This is a genomic window from Leifsonia sp. 2MCAF36 (genome assembly GCF_052115525.1).
GTDB lineage: Bacteria > Actinomycetota > Actinomycetes > Actinomycetales > Microbacteriaceae > Leifsonia.
In genome coordinates this window covers 39,942-57,459 of sequence record NZ_JBFRGV010000014.1, presented here as the reverse complement: position 1 = coordinate 57,459, position 17,518 = coordinate 39,942, and the positions used below count along the sequence as shown (strand labels likewise).

17 protein-coding genes are annotated in these 17,518 nt (G+C 69.8%); 8 read left to right on the top strand and 9 right to left on the bottom strand.

Annotated elements, in window-relative coordinates:
• Positions 1-12: 12 nt before the first annotated feature.
• A complete protein-coding gene (locus tag AB4079_RS18265) occupies positions 13-465 on the bottom strand; it encodes an SIP domain-containing protein (RefSeq protein ID WP_441788751.1) in 453 nt (150 codons plus the stop codon).
• Positions 466-549: 84 nt separating this feature from the next.
• Here AB4079_RS18265 and AB4079_RS18260 point away from each other — a divergent pair, with 84 nt between their 5' ends.
• Positions 550-1,620, top strand: a complete 1,071-nt coding sequence (locus tag AB4079_RS18260; RefSeq protein ID WP_441788750.1) for an ATP-dependent DNA ligase — start codon at positions 550-552, stop codon at positions 1,618-1,620.
• A gap of 174 nt (positions 1,621-1,794) precedes the next feature.
• On the opposite strand, the gene ligD is transcribed toward AB4079_RS18260, so the two are convergent.
• Positions 1,795-2,814 carry a non-homologous end-joining DNA ligase gene (gene ligD, locus AB4079_RS18255; protein WP_441788749.1) on the bottom strand — a complete coding sequence of 340 codons (1,020 nt, stop codon included), beginning with the start codon at positions 2,812-2,814 and terminating at the stop codon, positions 1,795-1,797.
• Positions 2,815-2,967: 153 nt separating this feature from the next.
• On the opposite strand from ligD, the gene AB4079_RS18250 reads away from it, so the two are divergent.
• Positions 2,968-3,645, top strand: a complete 678-nt coding sequence (locus AB4079_RS18250) for an endonuclease/exonuclease/phosphatase family protein (protein WP_441788748.1) — start codon at positions 2,968-2,970, stop codon at positions 3,643-3,645.
• A gap of 95 nt (positions 3,646-3,740) precedes the next feature.
• Positions 3,741-5,198: a lipase maturation factor family protein gene (locus AB4079_RS18245; protein ID WP_441788747.1), complete on the top strand. Its 1,458-nt coding sequence runs from the start codon at positions 3,741-3,743 to the stop codon at positions 5,196-5,198.
• Here AB4079_RS18245 and AB4079_RS18240 read toward each other — a convergent pair.
• Positions 5,192-5,818 (bottom strand): hypothetical protein, encoded by a 627-nt coding sequence (locus AB4079_RS18240; RefSeq protein ID WP_441788746.1) that lies wholly within the window; start codon positions 5,816-5,818, stop codon positions 5,192-5,194. The genes AB4079_RS18245 and AB4079_RS18240 overlap by 7 nt on opposite strands.
• A 100-nt stretch (positions 5,819-5,918) precedes the next feature.
• The gene (locus tag AB4079_RS18235) at positions 5,919-6,308 is read right to left on the bottom strand and encodes a DUF7144 family membrane protein (protein ID WP_441788745.1); all 390 of its coding nucleotides are present in this window, start codon (positions 6,306-6,308) and stop codon (positions 5,919-5,921) included.
• A 65-nt stretch (positions 6,309-6,373) separates the two neighbouring features.
• Here AB4079_RS18235 and AB4079_RS18230 point away from each other — a divergent pair, with 65 nt between their 5' ends.
• Entirely contained in the window at positions 6,374-6,673 is a 300-nt protein-coding gene (locus tag AB4079_RS18230; RefSeq protein WP_441788744.1) for a DUF1905 domain-containing protein, read from the top strand.
• Positions 6,674-6,685: 12 nt separating this feature from the next.
• On the opposite strand, the gene AB4079_RS18225 is transcribed toward AB4079_RS18230, so the two are convergent.
• Entirely contained in the window at positions 6,686-7,378 is a 693-nt protein-coding gene (locus tag AB4079_RS18225; RefSeq protein ID WP_441788743.1) for a DUF1345 domain-containing protein, read from the bottom strand.
• A 53-nt stretch (positions 7,379-7,431) separates the two neighbouring features.
• On the opposite strand from AB4079_RS18225, the gene AB4079_RS18220 reads away from it, so the two are divergent.
• The 4 genes from AB4079_RS18220 to AB4079_RS18205 are packed head-to-tail and all read left to right on the top strand — an operon-like array spanning position 7,432 to position 10,471.
• Positions 7,432-7,863, top strand: a complete 432-nt coding sequence (locus AB4079_RS18220; protein WP_441788742.1) for a (deoxy)nucleoside triphosphate pyrophosphohydrolase — start codon at positions 7,432-7,434, stop codon at positions 7,861-7,863.
• Positions 7,860-8,891 carry a zinc-dependent alcohol dehydrogenase family protein gene (locus tag AB4079_RS18215; protein WP_441788741.1) on the top strand — a complete coding sequence of 344 codons (1,032 nt, stop codon included), beginning with the start codon at positions 7,860-7,862 and terminating at the stop codon, positions 8,889-8,891. The genes AB4079_RS18220 and AB4079_RS18215 overlap by 4 nt, the downstream gene beginning before the upstream one ends.
• Before the next feature lie 33 nt (positions 8,892-8,924).
• Positions 8,925-9,533: an HD domain-containing protein gene (locus tag AB4079_RS18210; RefSeq protein WP_441788740.1), complete on the top strand. Its 609-nt coding sequence runs from the start codon at positions 8,925-8,927 to the stop codon at positions 9,531-9,533.
• Positions 9,534-9,568: 35 nt separating this feature from the next.
• Positions 9,569-10,471, top strand: coding sequence for a 3-methyladenine DNA glycosylase (locus AB4079_RS18205; protein WP_441788764.1), 903 nt, complete (start codon positions 9,569-9,571; stop codon positions 10,469-10,471).
• A gap of 49 nt (positions 10,472-10,520) precedes the next feature.
• Here AB4079_RS18205 and AB4079_RS18200 read toward each other — a convergent pair whose 3' ends face one another.
• From AB4079_RS18200 to AB4079_RS18185, 4 genes are all read right to left on the bottom strand, one after another.
• Positions 10,521-12,989, bottom strand: a complete 2,469-nt coding sequence (locus AB4079_RS18200) for a penicillin-binding protein (protein ID WP_441788739.1) — start codon at positions 12,987-12,989, stop codon at positions 10,521-10,523.
• Positions 12,990-13,231: 242 nt separating this feature from the next.
• Positions 13,232-15,775 (bottom strand): ATP-dependent Clp protease ATP-binding subunit, encoded by a 2,544-nt coding sequence (locus AB4079_RS18195; protein ID WP_441788738.1) that lies wholly within the window; start codon positions 15,773-15,775, stop codon positions 13,232-13,234.
• Positions 15,776-16,010: 235 nt separating this feature from the next.
• Positions 16,011-16,829 carry an aldo/keto reductase gene (locus tag AB4079_RS18190; RefSeq protein WP_441788737.1) on the bottom strand — a complete coding sequence of 273 codons (819 nt, stop codon included), beginning with the start codon at positions 16,827-16,829 and terminating at the stop codon, positions 16,011-16,013.
• A gap of 55 nt (positions 16,830-16,884) precedes the next feature.
• A complete protein-coding gene (locus AB4079_RS18185) occupies positions 16,885-17,340 on the bottom strand; it encodes an Lrp/AsnC family transcriptional regulator (protein WP_441788736.1) in 456 nt (151 codons plus the stop codon).
• Positions 17,341-17,518: the final 178 nt, after the last annotated feature.

Here is a 17,518-nt window from a genome sequence, read left to right as displayed (position 1 = left end):
CGGCGTGTTGCGTCACATAGCTGGGTGGGCGGGAGCGGCGAGGGCGGTGGGCGCCATGCCGACCGTGTGGATGAGGTGGTCGCGCACCTCGGTCGCCAGCGTGTGGCCGCCGGTGACGATCGCGCGGGTCTCCCCCGGGCCGTCGCACAGCATCTCGTCGCACCAGGCGCGGACCGCGCGGGTCCCGGCCTCGCCCGGTGAGCAGCGTTCGCGGGTGCCGGGCCGTCCGCTCCGCTCGGAGCGCGCCAGCCAGGTGACCGTCATCCGCAGCGGCGTCGCCAGCGGCGCGACCTGCGAAGGGTCCGCCACCTCCACGAACACGCGGCCGCGGGCGCACAGCGGCAGCAGCGCGAGTTCGGCCTCCAACTCGGTGAGCGAGGTCTCGTCGCCGACGACCAGGAACTGCACACGGTCGTCGACGTGCGCCGTCGAGGCGGTGTGGGAGGCGTGGTCGGGGCGGTACATGTCGCATCCACTATAGGCGAGCCTTACCTAACCGAGCTGAGCGCATCCCTTCCGGACGTCGGGGGTTCGCGGCATGATCGGAGGATGCAGCCCTCCGCATCCTCACCGATCGCCCCGATGCTCGCGAAGGCGGTGCCCGCCGTGCCGGCTCCCGACAGCGTGGCAGGCGGCCTGAGCTACGAACCGAAGTGGGACGGCTTCCGCGCCCTGATCTACGCGGCCGACGCGGGCGACGGAACGGTCGGCGACGTGGAGATCGGCAGCCGGGGCTCGAAGATGCTGACCCGCTACTTCCCCGAGCTCGTGGAGGCATTCCGCCGGCTCCTGCCCGGCCCGTGCGTCCTGGACGGCGAGATCGTGGTGCCGACCGGCGAGCCCGGCCGGCAGCGCCTCGACTGGGAGGCACTGTCGCAACGCATCCACCCCGCCGCCAGTCGCGTGAAGCTGCTCGCGGAACAGACCCCGGCCACCTTCGTCGCCTTCGATCTGCTCGCCCTCGGCGACGAGTCGTACGTCGACCGACCGTTCGCAGAGCGGCGGGCCGCGCTGGAGGACTTCGCCGGCGACCTGCCCGAGCCGATCAAACTGACCAGGACCACCACCGATGGCGAGCTCGCCCGCCGCTGGCTGGTCGAGTTCGAGGGAGCAGGGCTCGACGGGGTCGTCGCCAAGCCCCTCGCGGGCGCGTACGCCCCCAACAAGCGCACCATGCTCAAGATCAAGCACCACCGGACGGCGGACGTCGTCGCGCTCGGCTACCGCATCCACACCAGCGGACGCGGCGTCGGTTCCCTGCTCGTCGGCCTGTACGGCGACGACGGCCAGTTGCGCAACGTCGGTGGTGTGTCCGCGTTCACGGACGCGAAGCGCCTGTCGCTGATCGACGAGCTCGAGCCGCTCGTGGAGCGAGACGAAGGGGGCGCCGCGGTCACCGGCGAGACGGACCGCAGCCGGTTCTCCGGCAGCAAGGACGTGTCGTTCGTCCGCCTGCGCCCGGAGCGGGTGCTGGAAGTGCGGTACGACCAGATGGAGGGGATGCGGTTCCGGCACACCGCGCAGTTCGAGCGCTGGCGTCCCGACCGCGAGGCGCGCTCCTGCACGTTCGAGCAGCTGGACCGTCCGATCGCCTACGACCTCGGCGACGTCCTGACCTGAGCCGCCACTGACCCGGGATCCCCGATCCCGCCAACGTAGGTGGAAAGCGCTCACATCTCCGACGCAAAGCGGCCAGTCGGAGATCGGCAGCTCTGCGGCCGCGAATCTCCGACCGAAGCAGCAGTATCTCCGACGGAGGGACCGCGCCGACCTCGCGCAGGGGAAGCGCCCGAGCTACGCCTTCTTCGCCCGGCTGGGCTGCACGCGCGGCGGCTCGCCCGGCATCTTCGGGTAGTCGGGCGGGAACGGCAGCTCGCCCAGCCCGTCGGACAGATCCCGCTCCCACCAGCCCAGCAGCTCGTCGATGCGTCCGGGCTGCTCCGCGAACGCCTCCCACGGGTCGCCCACCGTGCGCAGCCGCTCCGGCATGGTGAGCACGGTGAACTGTTCCGGGGAGATGTGCTCCAGCTCGTCCCAGCTGATCGGGGCCGAGACGGAGGCGTGTGCGAGCGCCCGTGGACTGTAGGCGCCGGCCATCGTACGGTCGCGGTTCGCCTGGTTGAAGTCGACGAAGATGCGCTCTCCGCGCTCCTCCTTCCACCACGCCGTTGTCACCCGGTCGGGCATCCGGCGCTCCAGTTCGCGCGCCGCGGCGATCACTGCATGGCGCACGTCCAGGAACTCGCGCTCCGGGACGATCGGCGCGAACACGTGCAGGCCGCGGTTGCCGGAGGTCTTGATGAAGGCCGTGAGCCCGGCCTCCTGCAGCACCTTCCGCAGCTCGATGGCCGCCGGGACGGCGTCGGCGAACCCCGTGCCGGGCTGCGGATCGAGGTCGATCCGCAGCTGGTCGGGGTTGTCCGAGTCCTCGGCGCGCGACGGCCACGGATGGAACACGACGGTGTTCATCTGCGCGGCCCAGACGGCGGCCGCCGGTTCGTCGATGACGAGCTGGGGATGCGACCGAGCGCTCGGGTAGACGACGGGCACCGCGCGCACGTACTCCGGCGTGCCGCGCGGCGGGTTCTTGGAGAAGAACTGCTCGCCGTCGATCCCCTCGGGGAATCGCTGCAGCGAGACCGGGCGGTCGCCGTTGGCCCGGACGAACGCCTCACCCACCTCGACGAGATATTTCGCAAGGTCGAGCTTGGTGATCCCGGCCTCCGGGAAGATCACCCGGCCGGGACTCGAGATGCGCACCTCCCGGTCGCCGTGGGGACCTGGAACCGTGAGGACGACCGCGTCACCTGCCATGCGACCACCGTACCGCCCGAACCTGCGGTGTCCGCGATGTGAATTCCTTGTGGGATCGCGCGGGGCCGCTTGAGCGTGCGCTCAAGTGGGCCAGAATGGCAGGGCGGGCGCTCATCCGGGCGACCAGCGACTGTGGTCTTCGAGAAGAGGTGCATGACCCTGAGGATCGTCAGCTACAACCTCCGCAAGCACGCCGCGAGCGGCGAGTTGGACGCCATCGCGCAGGACTACGACGTCGATGTCTTGTGCTTGCAGGAGTGCGACAGCGAGGCGCTGCCGCAGCGGCTGCACCACCTTGCGCTGGCCGACACCACGCGCGCCAACCGGCTCGGGCTTGCCGTCTACGTGCGCGACGACCGCTACGAGATCCTTCACTCGCAGGTGTTCGCGGTGCAGAAGTCGCTGCACGACCGCGTTCTCGCTCCCGCGAACGAGCGTCTGCTGGCCGTGCACCTGCGCGACCGGGACAACGGCGAGGACATCCTCGTCGGCTCGTTCCACGCGGCGCCGCTGACCGCGCTCAACTCGCTGCGCCGCAAGCAGATCGCGGCGGCGCACGACGGCATGCGCTCGCTCTCCCCCGACACCCCAGCGGTGATGGTCGGCGACTTCAACTATCCGTGGTTCATCCGCGGACTGGAGCGCCACCTGACGACGTCGGGATACACGCTGAAGCGCACCACGCAGCCGACCTACCTGCGGTACAAATTCTTCTCCGGCTACTTCGACTTCGTCACGTCGACGGGGTTCGAGATCGAACACGTGGATGTGTTGCCCGCCGGCGCCTCGGATCACCGGCCGATCCGGCTGGATGCGGAGCTCGCCGCCTAGCTGTACCGACGGCCCCGTCGCCGACCGGACCCGACCTCCTCACGTCCGCCTCCCCGGCGTACCGTGAACGGCGTTCCGACGGCGAGGGGGTGTGGATGACGGTCCCTGCCTGGCTGACCGGGTGGCTGGCCGGCGACGACTACACGATCGCCCGCGAGATCCTCGAGCGCGGCGTCGCGGCGCTCTACCTGATCGCGTTCGTCTCGGCGGTGAACCAGTTCCCGGCGTTGCTCGGCGAGCACGGCCTGCTGCCCGCCCGGCGATTCCTGCGGCATCCGTACGCGCGGAAGCAGCCCACCCTGTTCCGCTGGCGGTACTCCGACCGGCTGCTGCGGGTGGTGGCGTGGACGGGCGCCGTGCTCTCCGCACTCGTCGTGGCCGGCGTCGTCCAGCTCGCCCCGAGCTACGTCTTCGTACCGCTCTTCCTGATCATCTGGTTCCTGTACCTCTCCATCGTGAACATCGGGCAGACGTTCTACGGCTTCGGCTGGGAGAGCCTGCTGTGCGAAGCAGGCTTCGTCGTCGCTTTCCTGGGCGCGTGGGACACCGCCCCGCCGATCACCATCGTGTTCTTCGTCCGCTGGCTGGTGTTCCGGCTGGAGTTCGGCGCAGGCATGATCAAGATGCGCGGCGACCGCTCCTGGCGCGACCTGACCGCCCTGTACTACCACCACGAGACCCAGCCGATGCCGAACCCGGTGAGCCGTTCGGCGCACCTGCTGCCGAAGTGGTGGCACCGGGTGGAGGTGCTCGGCAACCACTTCGCCCAGCTGATCGTGCCGTGGTTCCTGTTCGCTCCGCAGCCGGTCGCGAGCGTCGCCGCGGCCATCATGATCCTCACCCAGCTCTGGCTGGTGCTGACGGGCAACTTCGCCTGGCTGAACTGGATCACCATCGTGCTCGCCTTCGCGGGCATCAGCGACGCGGTCTGGTCGTGGATGCTCGGCGGCGCACAGGTGGGAGGCTTCGGCGCGGACAGCGTCCCGCTCTGGTACGCGGTGGTCGCCGTCGCCGCGACGGTCTTCCTGGTCGTGCTGAGCTGGCCGCCGCTGCGGAACCTGTTCTCCCGGCACCAGCTGATGAACGCCAGCTTCAACCGCTGGCACCTGGTCAATGCGTACGGCGCCTTCGGCAGCGTGACGAAGGAGCGCTACGAAGTCGTGGTGGAGGGCACGGCAGACGACCCTCGCGACCCCCGGGCGACCTGGTTGGAGTATCCCTTCAAGGGCAAGCCGGGCGACCCGCGCCGGACGCCCCGGCAGTTCGCGCCCTACCACCTGCGGCTGGACTGGCTGATGTGGTTCCTCGCCCTCGGCTCCCGCGACTCCCCCTGGTTCGAGGTCTTCCTGCTGCGGCTACTGGAGGCGGACCGCCCGACACTGAAGCTGCTGCGGGGTGACCCGTTCGGCGGTGCGCCGCCGCGCGCCGTCCGGGCCCGGATGTTCCTCTACCGCTTCAGCACGCACGCCGAGAAGCGGGAGACCGGCGACACCTGGGTGCGGTCCGAGGTCGGCGACCTGGTGCCGCCGGTGAGCCTGCGCGACGGTCAGTAGCCAGTGCGCGTCTCCTCGAGCCGGGCTAGATCGCGCGAGATCAGGAGGTTCAGCCGCGCAGGCTTCTCGCGTTCGTAGTCGTCCTTCAGCGCCTCCGCGCCCGAGAAGGCATCCAGCCCCGCCTCGATGGCGCGCCCGACCTCATCCCAGGCGTCCTTCCTGCCGCGCTCGACGAGGGCGAGCAGCTCCTCGTCCGAGTCCGCCTTTGCCCGAAGTTGCTCAGCGAGGGCGATCGCCGCATCCCGCCGCAGTCGCAGGTTGTCGACGTCCACCTTGCGGTAGTCGTGCGGGTGCATCGCATCCCCACCGAGGTTCTCGGCCGCCCCCAGCTCCTCCTCGATGCGCCCGGCGGCAATGCCCTGCTCGGAGGCGAGCTCGCGGAGCATGGCCGCCGCCTCCATCGCGTGCAGCGCCGGATCGTACGAGTTGCCGTACTGGATGGTGTCGACGACGATGTGATTCTTCACCCACATGCGCGTGGCGTAGTCGGCGAGCAGCATGCCCTCCTCGATGGACTGCTCGAGAGTGGGCGCGACCGGCTCCGGCAGGGCGTCCTCGTCGAAGGGACGCGTGCGCGTCGTCTTCTCGACGCCCCTGCGAAACCACTTCGGCCAGCGCATGGGACTCCTCGATACCTGAAGCGCCGTTCGCGGCGCCGCCCCTCCATTCTGTCCGATCGGGCGGTCCGATACGGCGGGAGCGGCCGGAAGTCCGGCGGGCTCAGCGGCCGGCGAAGAAGTCGTTGGCGCGTCTGGTGTACAGCAGCAGCACGATCAGCAGCGCCCAGAGGATCTGGATGACGCCGTTGACCACCTGAGACGCGAACAGCAGCAGAACGCCGTTCAGGATGTCGATGATCATCACGACGGTCACGATGGCGCGCGATCCGGTGCTGCCGCGCAGCAGACCCCGGGCGACGATGACGATGACCACACCGAGGATGAGGGAGATGATGGCCGCCGTCGTGATGCCGGTGAGGGCCGCAGAATCCCTGCCCGAGACCATCGAGTTGCGCGTGAGGAGGATGATCACGCCGCCGATGATGTTCAGGATGCCGTTGATGTACGTGAGGACGGCCACGAATGTGACCGACCCTGGGCGTTGTGCCATGTCCACTCCTTCGCTTCACCGGTGGCGGTTCCACCGGTGGCCGGTTCACCGGTAGCTTGGCGGATATGGCCGGTTACCGCTATGAGTTCGAGGCAGAGCTGTTCCGTTGGGCGTCGCGGCGGGAGCTGTGGGTGTTCGCCCGGCTGCCGCTGGAGGTCTCGGAGGAGATCCGGCTGCAGCCGCATCCACCGGCCGGTTTCGACTCGGTGAAGGTGGCCGTGACGTTGGGCGGCTCGCGGTGGTCGACGTCGATCTTCCCGGAGTCGGACGGCACGTACGTCGTGCCGATCAAGAGCGCCGTGCGGCGGGCCGAGGGCGTGGAGCTGGGCGACCGGGTGCGGATCGGCGTGGAGACCCGGCTCTAGGAACGCCTCCGGCTACTTCGCCCCCGACATGATGGTGTTCAGCGCGAGCACGATGATGAGGCCGTTGAAGAAGTAGCTGAGCACGGAGTGCCAGACGATGGTCCAGCGCAGCCGCGTGCTGAGCACCTCGACGTCGGAGGCGGCGAACGTCGTCCCCAGGGTGAACGCGAAGTACACGAAGTCGAGGAATCGCGGGTCCGCCGGCGGCGCACCCGCCGGGTGCGGGAAGCGCAGCATCGGCTCGTCGGCCGCGTAGTAGCGCTGGAAGTAGATCTGCGAGAAGCCCCAGTGCAGGAATCCCCAGGCGAGCAGCATCGACCACACTCCCACGATGTCCGTGAGCGAACCGATCTGCGGGTCGTTGTGCAGGGCGAGCACTTGCACGGCCGCCCCCAGGCCGATCAGGCTGGCAAGGATGGTGGCCGTCATCGACACCAACCGGGCGATCCGTCCGGTCTCCCAGCGCGCCGGCCGCGCTCCCTGCGGCGCGGGCTTCTTGGCGATCCGGCCCAGGGCGAACAGCACGACGATGAGGTAGAGGGTCCCGATCCCGCACCAGATGGCCAGAAGCTCGATCGTCGTGGCGTCGTCCTCGCTCAGGATCAGCAGCCAGACGCCCACGACGATCATCGCCAGCTGGGCGACGATGCTGGCGCCGAAGCCGACGAGGGCCATCGGCCGCCTCAGGGGCGCGCTCTGCGACATACCTGGATGCTAGCGGTGCCGTCGCTCATCCCGGCGCAGGGCAGGATGGAGTGGTGCAACCGCTTCTCGTCGTCGCCGCCGTCCTCCGAGACGGCGAGGGCGACGACGCCCGCGTGCTGGCCTGCCGCCGAGCCCCGGGGCGGGATGCGGCCGGCCGCTGGGAATTCCCGGGCGGCAAGGTCGAGGCGGGCGAATCGCCGGAGGCCGCGCTGGAGCGGGAGATCCGGGAAGAGCTCGGTGTCGGCATCCGGGTCGGACCACTCCTCGACCGGACGGTGACCGCCCGTGCGAACGGCCGTGCGATCGACCTGGCTTGCTACGACTGCCGACTGGACGCTGACCCGCCGACGGCGAGCACCGACCACGATGTGCTGCGCTGGCTGCCCGTCGAACAGCTCACCGGGCTGGACTGGGCGGAGGCCGACCTTCCCGCCGTGACCATGCTGACCGCGCGCGGCCGTGCTCAGCCGAAGGAGGACGCGTGAAGGCCCTGTACTACGAGCGATTCGGTGGACCCGTGGAGGTCGCCGACCTGCCCGATCCGGCCGTGCCGGTCGGAGGGGCGGTCATCCGGGTGGAGGCGTCCGGTCTCTGCCGCAGCGACTGGCATGCCTGGGTCGGTCACGACGACACCGTTCCGCTGCCGCACGTGCCGGGTCACGAGTTCGTGGGCGTCATCGAGGCAGTCGGTGCGGGCGTCACCGGTTGGCGGCCGGGCGACCGGGTGACCGCGCCGTTCGTGAACGGCTGCGGCGAGTGCGAGTGGTGCCGGGCGGGTGCAGCCCAGGTCTGCCCGCGCCAGACGCAACCGGGCTTCACGCACTGGGGTTCGCACGCCGAGCTGGTCGCCGTGCGGGCCGCGGACACGAACCTCGTCCGCGTTCCGGACGGACTGGAGCCGGATGCGGCCGCCGCACTGGGCTGCCGGTTCGCGACGGCCTACCGGGCCGTGACCGCGCGGGCCCGCATCCAGCCGGGCGAGTGGCTCGCGGTGTTCGGTGCGGGCGGCGTGGGCCTCAGCGCGGTGATGATCGGCGTGGCTCTCGGCGCACGCGTCGTGGCGGTGGACCGCTCCCCCGCCGCGTTGGAGCTGGCCGCTCGACTGGGCGCCGAGCTCACCGTGCTCGCGGGCGACGACGCGCCCGAGCGCATCCACGAAGCGACCGGCGGCGGCGCCCACGCGGCGATCGACGCGGTCGGCTCGGTCGACACGGCGAACGCGGGCATCCGCTCGCTGCGGCGGCGCGGACGTCACGTGCAGGTCGGGCTGCTGGCCGGCTCCGTTCCCGACCTGCCTCTCGACCGCGTCATCGCATGGGAGCTGGATGTGCTCGGCAGCCACGGCATGGCCGCAGCCGACTACCCCGCCATGCTCGAGCTCGTCGCGGCAGGGCGCCTGCGGCCGCAGGAACTGGTCGGCGGCGCCGTCGGCTTCGCGGAGGCCGCGCGACTGCTCCAGACGGCGGACACCGCGCCCCCGACCGGGATCGCGGTGCTGCATCCCGCCGGCTGACGGACGCGGCGTCCGATTTGGCAGAATGGAACGATGCGAATCGCAGACTTCACTCGCCCGGACACGGCCGCCGCCCGCGCAGCCGTGGTGATCGCGACGACGTATCACTCCCCGTCGCTGCTGAACCATGTCGAACGCTCGTGGCTCTGGGCGGAGGGTTTCGCCGCACTGCGAGGCTTCGAACCCGACCCCGAACTCCTGTTCGTCTCGGCACTGCTGCACGACCTCGGCATCACGCCCGAATTCGACAACCAGACGCTCGCGTACGAGGATGCGGCCGGACACGTCGCCATCGCTCTCACGGCGGGCGCGGGCTGGCCCGCCGACCGCCGCATCCGGGCCCACGAGGTGATCGTCCGGCACAACTGGCCGGAGGTCGACCCGGCGATGGATGTCGAGGGGCACCTGCTCGAGATCGCCACCGCGCTCGACATCTCCGGCGCTCGTTCCGACGACCTCCCGCTCGACTTCCGCCGCGAGGTGCTCACCGCGTATCCGCGGCTCGACCTCGCTGCCGAGTTCGGCGCCTGCGTCGCCGACCAGGCGGAGCGCAAGCCGGACACCTCGGCCCGCCGGCTCGTCGACGGCGGCGTGCAGCGCAAGCTCCGCGACAACCCGCTGGAACGTATCCTCGAAGGGTGACCGTCGCCCCTCCCGAGTCCGTCGCGCTTCCCGCCGTGCGGGCCGGCGTGCCGACCGGCGCGCTCCCCGCCGACGTCTGGCGCGGCCGGGAGCGGGCGCACGCCGAGCGGGCCGATGCCCTCACCGCGGACCACCGCGAGCGGTCGGCCCGCGGAGAGAAGCACCCGGTCTGGGACTTCCTTTTCACCTACTACTCGTATTCCCCGGCCCAGCTGCGCCGCTGGCATCCCGGCCCCGGCGTGGAGCTCGATGAAGCGGCCGAGGACGCCCGGGCCGGCTGGCGCTGGTACGCACCGGGCTGCGTCCCCGGCTCGCTGGTCGTCGACCGCGACGCGTTCGAGCACGAGAAGGCTCCGCTGCTGCGGACCGTGGAGCGCATCCTCCGCTCCACGGCCGCACGGCCTGGACGGTTCGGCTGCTTCGGCCTGCACGAGTGGGCCATGGTCTATCGGGAGGACGAGCACCGGCACCCGGCGCCCCTGCGCTTGGGGCGGGATGGGACGGATGCAGTCGTCGAGGCGAACGAACTCCGCTGCACGCACATCGACGCGTTCCGCTTCTTCACCCCGGATGCGGTCCCCCGCAATCACTTCCGACCGACCCGCGCGACACAGCCGGAGCTGGAGCAGCCGGGTTGCCTGCACGCCGGGATGGACGTCTACAAGTGGGCCATGAAGCTCGGCCCGCTGGTCCCTGGAGAGCTGCTGCTCGACGCCTTCGAGCTGGCCCGCGACATCCGGCTGCTCGACATGCAGGCGTCGCCCTACGACCTGCGGCAGTGGGGCGCCGAGCCCGTCGCCATCGAGACCGCGGAAGGGAAGGCCGAGTATGTGCGCCTGCAGCGCGCATTCGCAGAGCGGTCCAACGCGCTGCGCGGGCGCATCCTCGCCACGTGGCTCGGGCAGGACGACGGCAGTCCCGTCACCGCAGACGCCTGAGCGACGGGGTCACCGGCCACGGGCTCGCCGGCGCGAGCAGGTCAGCACGTCAGCCGGTCGACGTCGGTGACGGCGTCGAGGTGCCCGGCGCAGGGGTGGGGCGCGGCGTTCCGGTCGACTTCTGCCCGTTGCTCACCGTGAGGGTGACCGAGTCGCCGTCCTCCACTGTCGCCCCGGCGGGCGGGTCGCTGGCGGCCACCGTGCCGGCGGGCTGGGCGCTGTCCACCGGGGTCGGGTCGACCGTCACGTCCAGGCCGAGTCCGTCCAACAGTTTCTGCGCCACGTCCGGTGCCTTTCCGGCGAGGTCGGGCATGGTGATCTCGTTCCCATAGAGCACCGCCTGTGTCGGCTTGGTGAAGTCGTCGCCGCCGTACGCGACGTTCATCGCCTTCAGGATCGGCTTGGCGATCGAGAACTTCACGTTGCCGCCGCCGATCCCCTTGAAGCTCAGCGACCGCAGCGGTGTGGATCCGGAGACGTTGCCCACCCAGGTCGCCGTCGCCACCTTGGTGGTGGACGTGATCAGCCAGTTCTCCAGGGAGTCGTCCGTCGTCCCCGTCTTGGCCATGATCGGGACGTCGTCGTACGGGTTGGCGCTCGCGGCCGTCCCGCCGCCCTTCATGACACCCTGCAGCGCGTAGGTCACCCCGGCCGCGATCTCGGGCTTGAGCCCCTGCGTGCAGGTCGACTTGCCGACCTTGTGGTCGGTGCCGTCGGCGTTCACGACCCGGTCGATCGCGATGGGCGTGCACACGATGCCGTTGTTGGCGATGCCCGCGTAGGCCGTGGCCATCGTCAGCGGCGAGATGTAGTTCGTGCCGAGGATCATCGACGGCGTCTGGACCCAGGGGTTGCTCTTCGACGCGGGATGCACGCCCAGGCCTTTGGCCGCGTCCAGGATCGAGCACAGGTCGACCTTCGTGCCCATCTCGGCGAACGCGGTGTTCACCGACTGCGCGGTCGCAGACATGACCGAGAGGCGGCTCGCCGAGCCCTCGTCGTTGGTGACCGGCCACGGCGGGCCGTTGATGTCGGCGCAGGTGTTGGTGAAGTCGGAGGTCGGGAAGAGGTGCTGGGAGGCATTCACCGTCTCGTACAGGCTGTGCCCGGCCTCCAGCCACGCGGCGAGGTCGAACGCCTTGAATGTCGAACCCGTCTGGAAGCCCTGCGAGCCGCCGTAGTCCTCGTCGGTGTTGTAGTTCACCGCGGTCGTGCCGTCGACCGGTGTGTCCGTGTTGTTGAAGGCCCGGTTCTGCACCATCGTGACGACGCGTCCGGTCCCCAACTCGAGCGCGACGTTGGAGGCGCCGAGGTCGATACCGGGACGCGAGCCCGGGATGTATTTGCTGAGCGACGCCTGAGCCACCTGCTGCAGGTCGAGGTTCAGTGTGGTGTAGATCTTGAGGCCGCCCCGGTTGAGCGTCTGCAGGCGGGCGTCCGAGGTGGAGCCGTACGCCGGGTCGGTGAGGATCACATCCCGGACGTAGTCGCAGAAGAACGCGGCGTTGAACTGCTGCGCCGCCGCGCATCCCTGCGTCGTCGGGGTGATCGTCGGCGTGATCGGCGTCGCCTTCGCCGCGTCCCGCTGCTGCTTCGTGATCGTGTGCGTGATGTACATGCGGTCGAGCACGTAGTCGCGGCGTTCCTTGGTCAGCTTGTAGCCGTTGGCCGCACCGTTCGCCTTGTTGTTGGGCTGGTCGATGCGCAGGTTGGCCGGGTTGTTGAGGATCGCGGCCAGCGTCGCCGCCTGGGCCAGGTCGAGCTTCGCGGCGGTCGAGTTGAAGTAGTACTGCGCGGCGGCCTGCACTCCGTACACCTGGCCGCCGAACCCGACCACGTTGAGGTAGCCGGTGAGGATGTCCTTCTTGCTGTAGGTCTTCTCCACCTGCACCGCGTAGCGCATCTCCTGCACCTTGCGCTGGAGGGTCACCCCCGCGGCGTCGGCGTAGCAGGCGTCCACCTTCTTCTGGCTGGTGAGGGCCTCGCACTTCTCGACCTCGACGTTCTTCACGTACTGCTGGGTGATCGACGAGCCGCCCTGCACGTTTCCGCCCGCGACAGTCGAGACCGCACCGCGGAGGGTTCCCCAGATGTCGACCGCGCCCTCTGTGTAGAACCGCGGGTCCTCCGCCGAGACGGTCGCGTCTTTCACCGTCTGGGCGATCTGACCCCAGGACACGTCCTGCCGGTTCTGTGCGAAGAACTTCGCGATCGGCACATCCTGGCCGCCCTGCTTGGCGTAGACGGTCGAATTCTGGGCGAACTGCTGGATGTGCAGGTCTGCGGGAAGCGCGTTGAAGCTGCTCGCACCGGCGGCAGCGGTCACGCCGGCGCCGAGGAACGCGGGCAGCGCCAGCAGCGAGCTGAGCACCGCGGCGACCAGGGCCAGGCCGAGGAACTGGGCGATCAGCCCGCCGCGCGTGCGCGCGGGCTTCAGCTCGAAGCGCTTGACCGGCTCCAGCCGCTCATCGAGGGCGGCCAGGCGTGACGGAAGGCGGAGTCGTTCGGGGGCAGACACGCCTTCCAGGCAACCAGTCCTTTCTGGGCGAGTCCAGGGGGTTGCGTGTGCGTCGGTTTGGAGTCGTTCAGGATGCGCACACGCGAGGGCGCCGCGCGCCGGGCCGGCTTCGCCCGATCTGGTGGACGCAACACGCCGTTATCGCGTAGCCGAAACGGCGTGTTGCGTCCACCAGATGCCGGGATGCGCGAAGGCGCCGGCCCTGGGACGGGCCGGCGCCGTGGCGGGTGGTGCGGGGGCGGTTACGCCGCGACGGGGAGGGACGCTGCGGCGGTGACGCGCAGGTCGCCGGCCTCGGCGTCCACGGTCACGCGGCCGCCCTCGCCCAGCTCGCCGCTGACCATCAGTTCGGCGATGCGGTCGTCGACCTCGCGCTGGATGACGCGACGGAGCGGACGGGCCCCGTACTCCGGCTCGTAGCCGGCGTCCGCGATCCACGCGACCGCCGCATCCGTCGCCTTGAAGGCGATGTCGCGGGCGGCCAGGCGGGAGGCGGTCGCGTTCAGCAGCAGACGGACGATGTCGCGCAGCTGCTCGGCGTCCAGCTTCCGGAACAGGACGATCTCGTCGATCCGGTTCAGGAACTCCGGACGCATGGCCTCACGGAGCTTGCCCATCACGCGGTCGCGGATGTCCTTCTCCGAGGCGAAACCGTCCGACCCGGCCGGGATGAAGCCGAGAGCTCCGCTGCGGCTGGCCAGGAACTCCGAACCGAGGTTCGACGTCATGATGACCACCGTGTTGCGGAAGTCGACCGTGCGGCCCTGACCGTCGGTCAGGCGGCCGTCGTCCAGCACCTGCAGCAGCAGGTTGAACACGTCCGGGTGCGCCTTCTCGATCTCGTCGAAGAGCACCACCGAGTACGGGTTGCGGCGCACGCGCTCGGTCAGCTGGCCGGCCTCGTCGTAGCCGACGTATCCGGGAGGGGCGCCGACCAGCCGGGCGACCGTGTGGCGCTCGCCGAACTCGCTCATGTCGAACCGCAGCATCGCCTTCTCCGAGCCGAACAGCGACGCCGCGAGCGACTTCGCCAGCTCGGTCTTGCCGACACCGGTGGGGCCGAGGAAGAGGAAGCTGCCGACCGGACGGCCCTCGTCGCCGAGGCCGGTGCGGTTGCGCCGGACAGCCTTCGCGACCGAGACGACTGCGTCGTGCTGGCCGATCACCCGTTCGTGCAGCTCCGACTCGAGGCGCGCCAGGCGCTCACGGTCGGCCTCGCCGACGCGGGACACCGGGATGCCGGTCGAGCGCGACACGATCGCAGCGATCTCCGGCTCGCCGACCACCGCATCCACCCGGGGAGCCGACGCCAGCTCGTCCAGCGAGTGCTGAACGGACTCGATCTCGTCGCGCAGCCGCGACGCCTCCTCGTAGTGCTCGGCGGTGACCGCGGAGTTCTTCTCGGACTCCAGCGTGGCCAGCCGCTCCATCAGGGCGGAGGTGTCGACGCGCTTGCCCAGCGAGAGGCGCAGGCGCGCGCCGGCCTGGTCGATCAGGTCGATGGCCTTGTCGGGAAGGAACCGGTCGGAGACGTAGCGGTCGGACAGCTCCACGGCGGCGCGGATGGCGTCGGCCGTGTAGCGCACGCCGTGGTGCTCCTCGTAGGCGGCGCGGAGGCCGTCCAGGATGAGCACTGCGTCCTCCACGGACGGCTCGCCGACGGTCACCGGCTGGAAGCGGCGCTCCAGCGCCGGGTCCTTCTCGATGCGGCGGTACTCCTTCAGCGTGGTCGCACCGATCAGGTGCAGGTCGCCGCGTGCCAGACGCGGCTTGAGGATGTTGCCGGCGTCCATGCCGCCGGACTCGCCGGAGCCTCCGGCACCCACCACGGTGTGCAACTCGTCGATGAACACGATCAGCTCGTCGGTTCCCGCGCTGATCTCGTCCATCAGGGTGGTGAGGCGCTCCTCGAAGTCGCCGCGGTAGCGGGTACCCGCGACCATCGCGGCCAGGTCGAGCGAGACGACCCGCTTCTCCTGCAGCTGCTCCGGCACGTCTCCCGCGACGATGGCGCGGGCCAGGCCCTCGACGATCGCCGTCTTGCCGACGCCGGCCTCGCCGACCAGCACCGGGTTGTTCTTGGTGCGGCGAGAGAGGATCTCGACCGCCTGCTCGATCTCGTCCAGCCGGCCGATGACCGGGTCGAGCTTGCCGTCGCGTGCGAGCGCGGTCAGGTCGGTGCCGAACTGGTCCAGCATGGGGGTCTGCGAGGCCTCCTGGGAGGTGGCACGGTCGCCCGCGCCGCTCGCATCCACCGTCGCACGGTCGCCCATGGACTCGGTCAGCGCCTCCGGGGTCACACCGGCGGCCTGCAGCACCCGGCCGGCCGGGGCGTCACGACCGATGACGAGCGCGAAGAAGACGTGCTCGGGGTCGATGTACGTGGAGCCGGACGCCTGGGCGACCTGGTACGCGTGGAAGAGTGCGCGCTGCAGCGCACCGGTGATGGAGGCGCCGTCCGCACGGATGACGTCGCTGGAGGCGGGTAGGCGCGACTCGGCGGCCTGCGCGACGCGCGATGGGTCGACGCCGATGCGGCGCATGGCGTCGGCGGCCGGCTCCTGCTCGGCCATCACGCGGAGGACGTGCAGAGCGTCCAGCTCGTTATGGCCGTGCTCCAGCGCGAAGCGCCCCGCCTCGGCGAGGATCTCCTGGGTGCGCCGGCTGAGGAAGCGGCTGATGTCGATCGAGCGTGCGTTGCGCGCACGCTCACCCGCGAGGTACCGCGCAAGGAACTCGTCGAACGAGTTGTTGCCGTCACCGTCGGGAGTGAAGTTCTCAGGCACGTGTTCTCCTGTTTCTGAAAGTTGAGCCTTGTGCACTCAAGTCCAACGCAGGAGGGGGGCCTTTATTCCTGGCTCTCGGGCGACGATTTTCGGCGGATCTTGCCGGTGGCTGCTAACGGCGGAGAAGGACCTCGAAATCTCCGACGCACCGCGGTGAGAAGGAGATTCGACGGCTCAGGCCGCCGAATCTCCTTCTTTGGCCGGCGGATCTCCGACGGAAGGGCCCCTCAGGACGTCACTCGCCCGCGTGAAGAGCGTCGAGCGCCGCGACGTCCTCGGCCGACAGCTCGAAGTCGACGTCGGCGTTCTCGACGATGCGGCTCGGGGTCGTCGACTTCGGCAGGGGCAGGATGTCCTTCTGCAGCAGGTAGCGGATGCTCACCTGTGCCACCGACTTCCCGTACTTCTCCGCGATGTCTGCGATGTCCGCGTTGTCGAGCAGGCGCCCGGTCGCCAGCGGCGAGTAGCCCTCGACGAGGATGTCGTGCTCCTGGCAGTAGGCCGTGGTCTCCGGCTGCGTGTTCCCCACGAACCACCGGATCTGGTCGGCGTGCGGGACAACCTCCGTCGCGTCGATCAGCGAATCCAGGTCGGCGACCGTGAAGTTGCTGACGCCGATCGATCGGGTCCGTCCCTCCTCATAGACCTCCTCGAACACCTTCCAGACCTCGATGTTGCCTGCGCGATGGTCGCTGCCGATCGCGTTCCACGGCCACGGCGCGTGGATGAGGTACAGGTCGATCGCGCCCAAATCGAGCAGCTCCGTCGACCGGTCGAACGCGTGACGCGCGCCCTCCGCATCCTTCACCTCGGCGGGGCACTTGGTGGTGATGAAGATCTCGTCGCGCGGGATGCCGCTGTCGCGCACCGCGCGTCCCACGCTCGCCTCGTTGCCGTACGCGCGAGCCGTGTCGATGTGCCGGTAGCCGGCGTCCAGAGCGGTGCGGACCGAGTCGTAGGTCTCCGGGCCGTCGGGGATCTGCCAGGTGCCGAACCCGATCTTGGGGATGGTGACGCCGTTGGAGAGCGTGAACGTGTCGGTCAGTGCGGGCATGCGTGATTCCTCTCAGAAGGATGCGGTGCGGCACATGGTAGCCCCGCCCCACGGATCAGTTCAGCGGCTCCAGGCTCCCGTTGCGCAGGTGCTCGTAGACGACGGACGTCCGGACGTCGGCGATCTCCCGGCGCTGGGTGAGCCGGTCGATCACGAAGGCGTACAGGCTCTCGTTGTCGGCGACCGCGACGTGGACGATGAAGTCCTCGTTCCCGCTCGTGACGAACACGCCGAGCGTCTCGGGCAGCGCCGCCACCCAGTCCCGGAATCCCTCGATCACCGGACGCGACGGCGGCCGGATGCGCACGGCGATGAGCGCCTGAACCGGGCGGCCGATCGCCGCCAGGTCCACGTCGAGCACGGCGCCGCGGATGATTCCGCGTCGCCGCAGCGCCCTGGTGCGCTCCAGCGCGGTGCTCGGTGAGACCCCGACGGCGGCGGCGATGTCTCGGTTGCTGCGCCGCGCATCCGACTGGAGTTCTCGCAGGATCGCCCGATCAAGTTCGTCCATGTCGTGCAGAATACCGCGGTCGCCGAACGAAATTCGGATCGTCAGCATCAGACGAGCGTTGTCTGTAGATTCAGGCCGATCGAGCCGAACGAAAGGACATATGCTATGACGAACTCCGTCGGCTTCCTTCCCCACGAGGTGGACACGGGCGCGCCGACGCGGTCGGCCCGGCTGAATG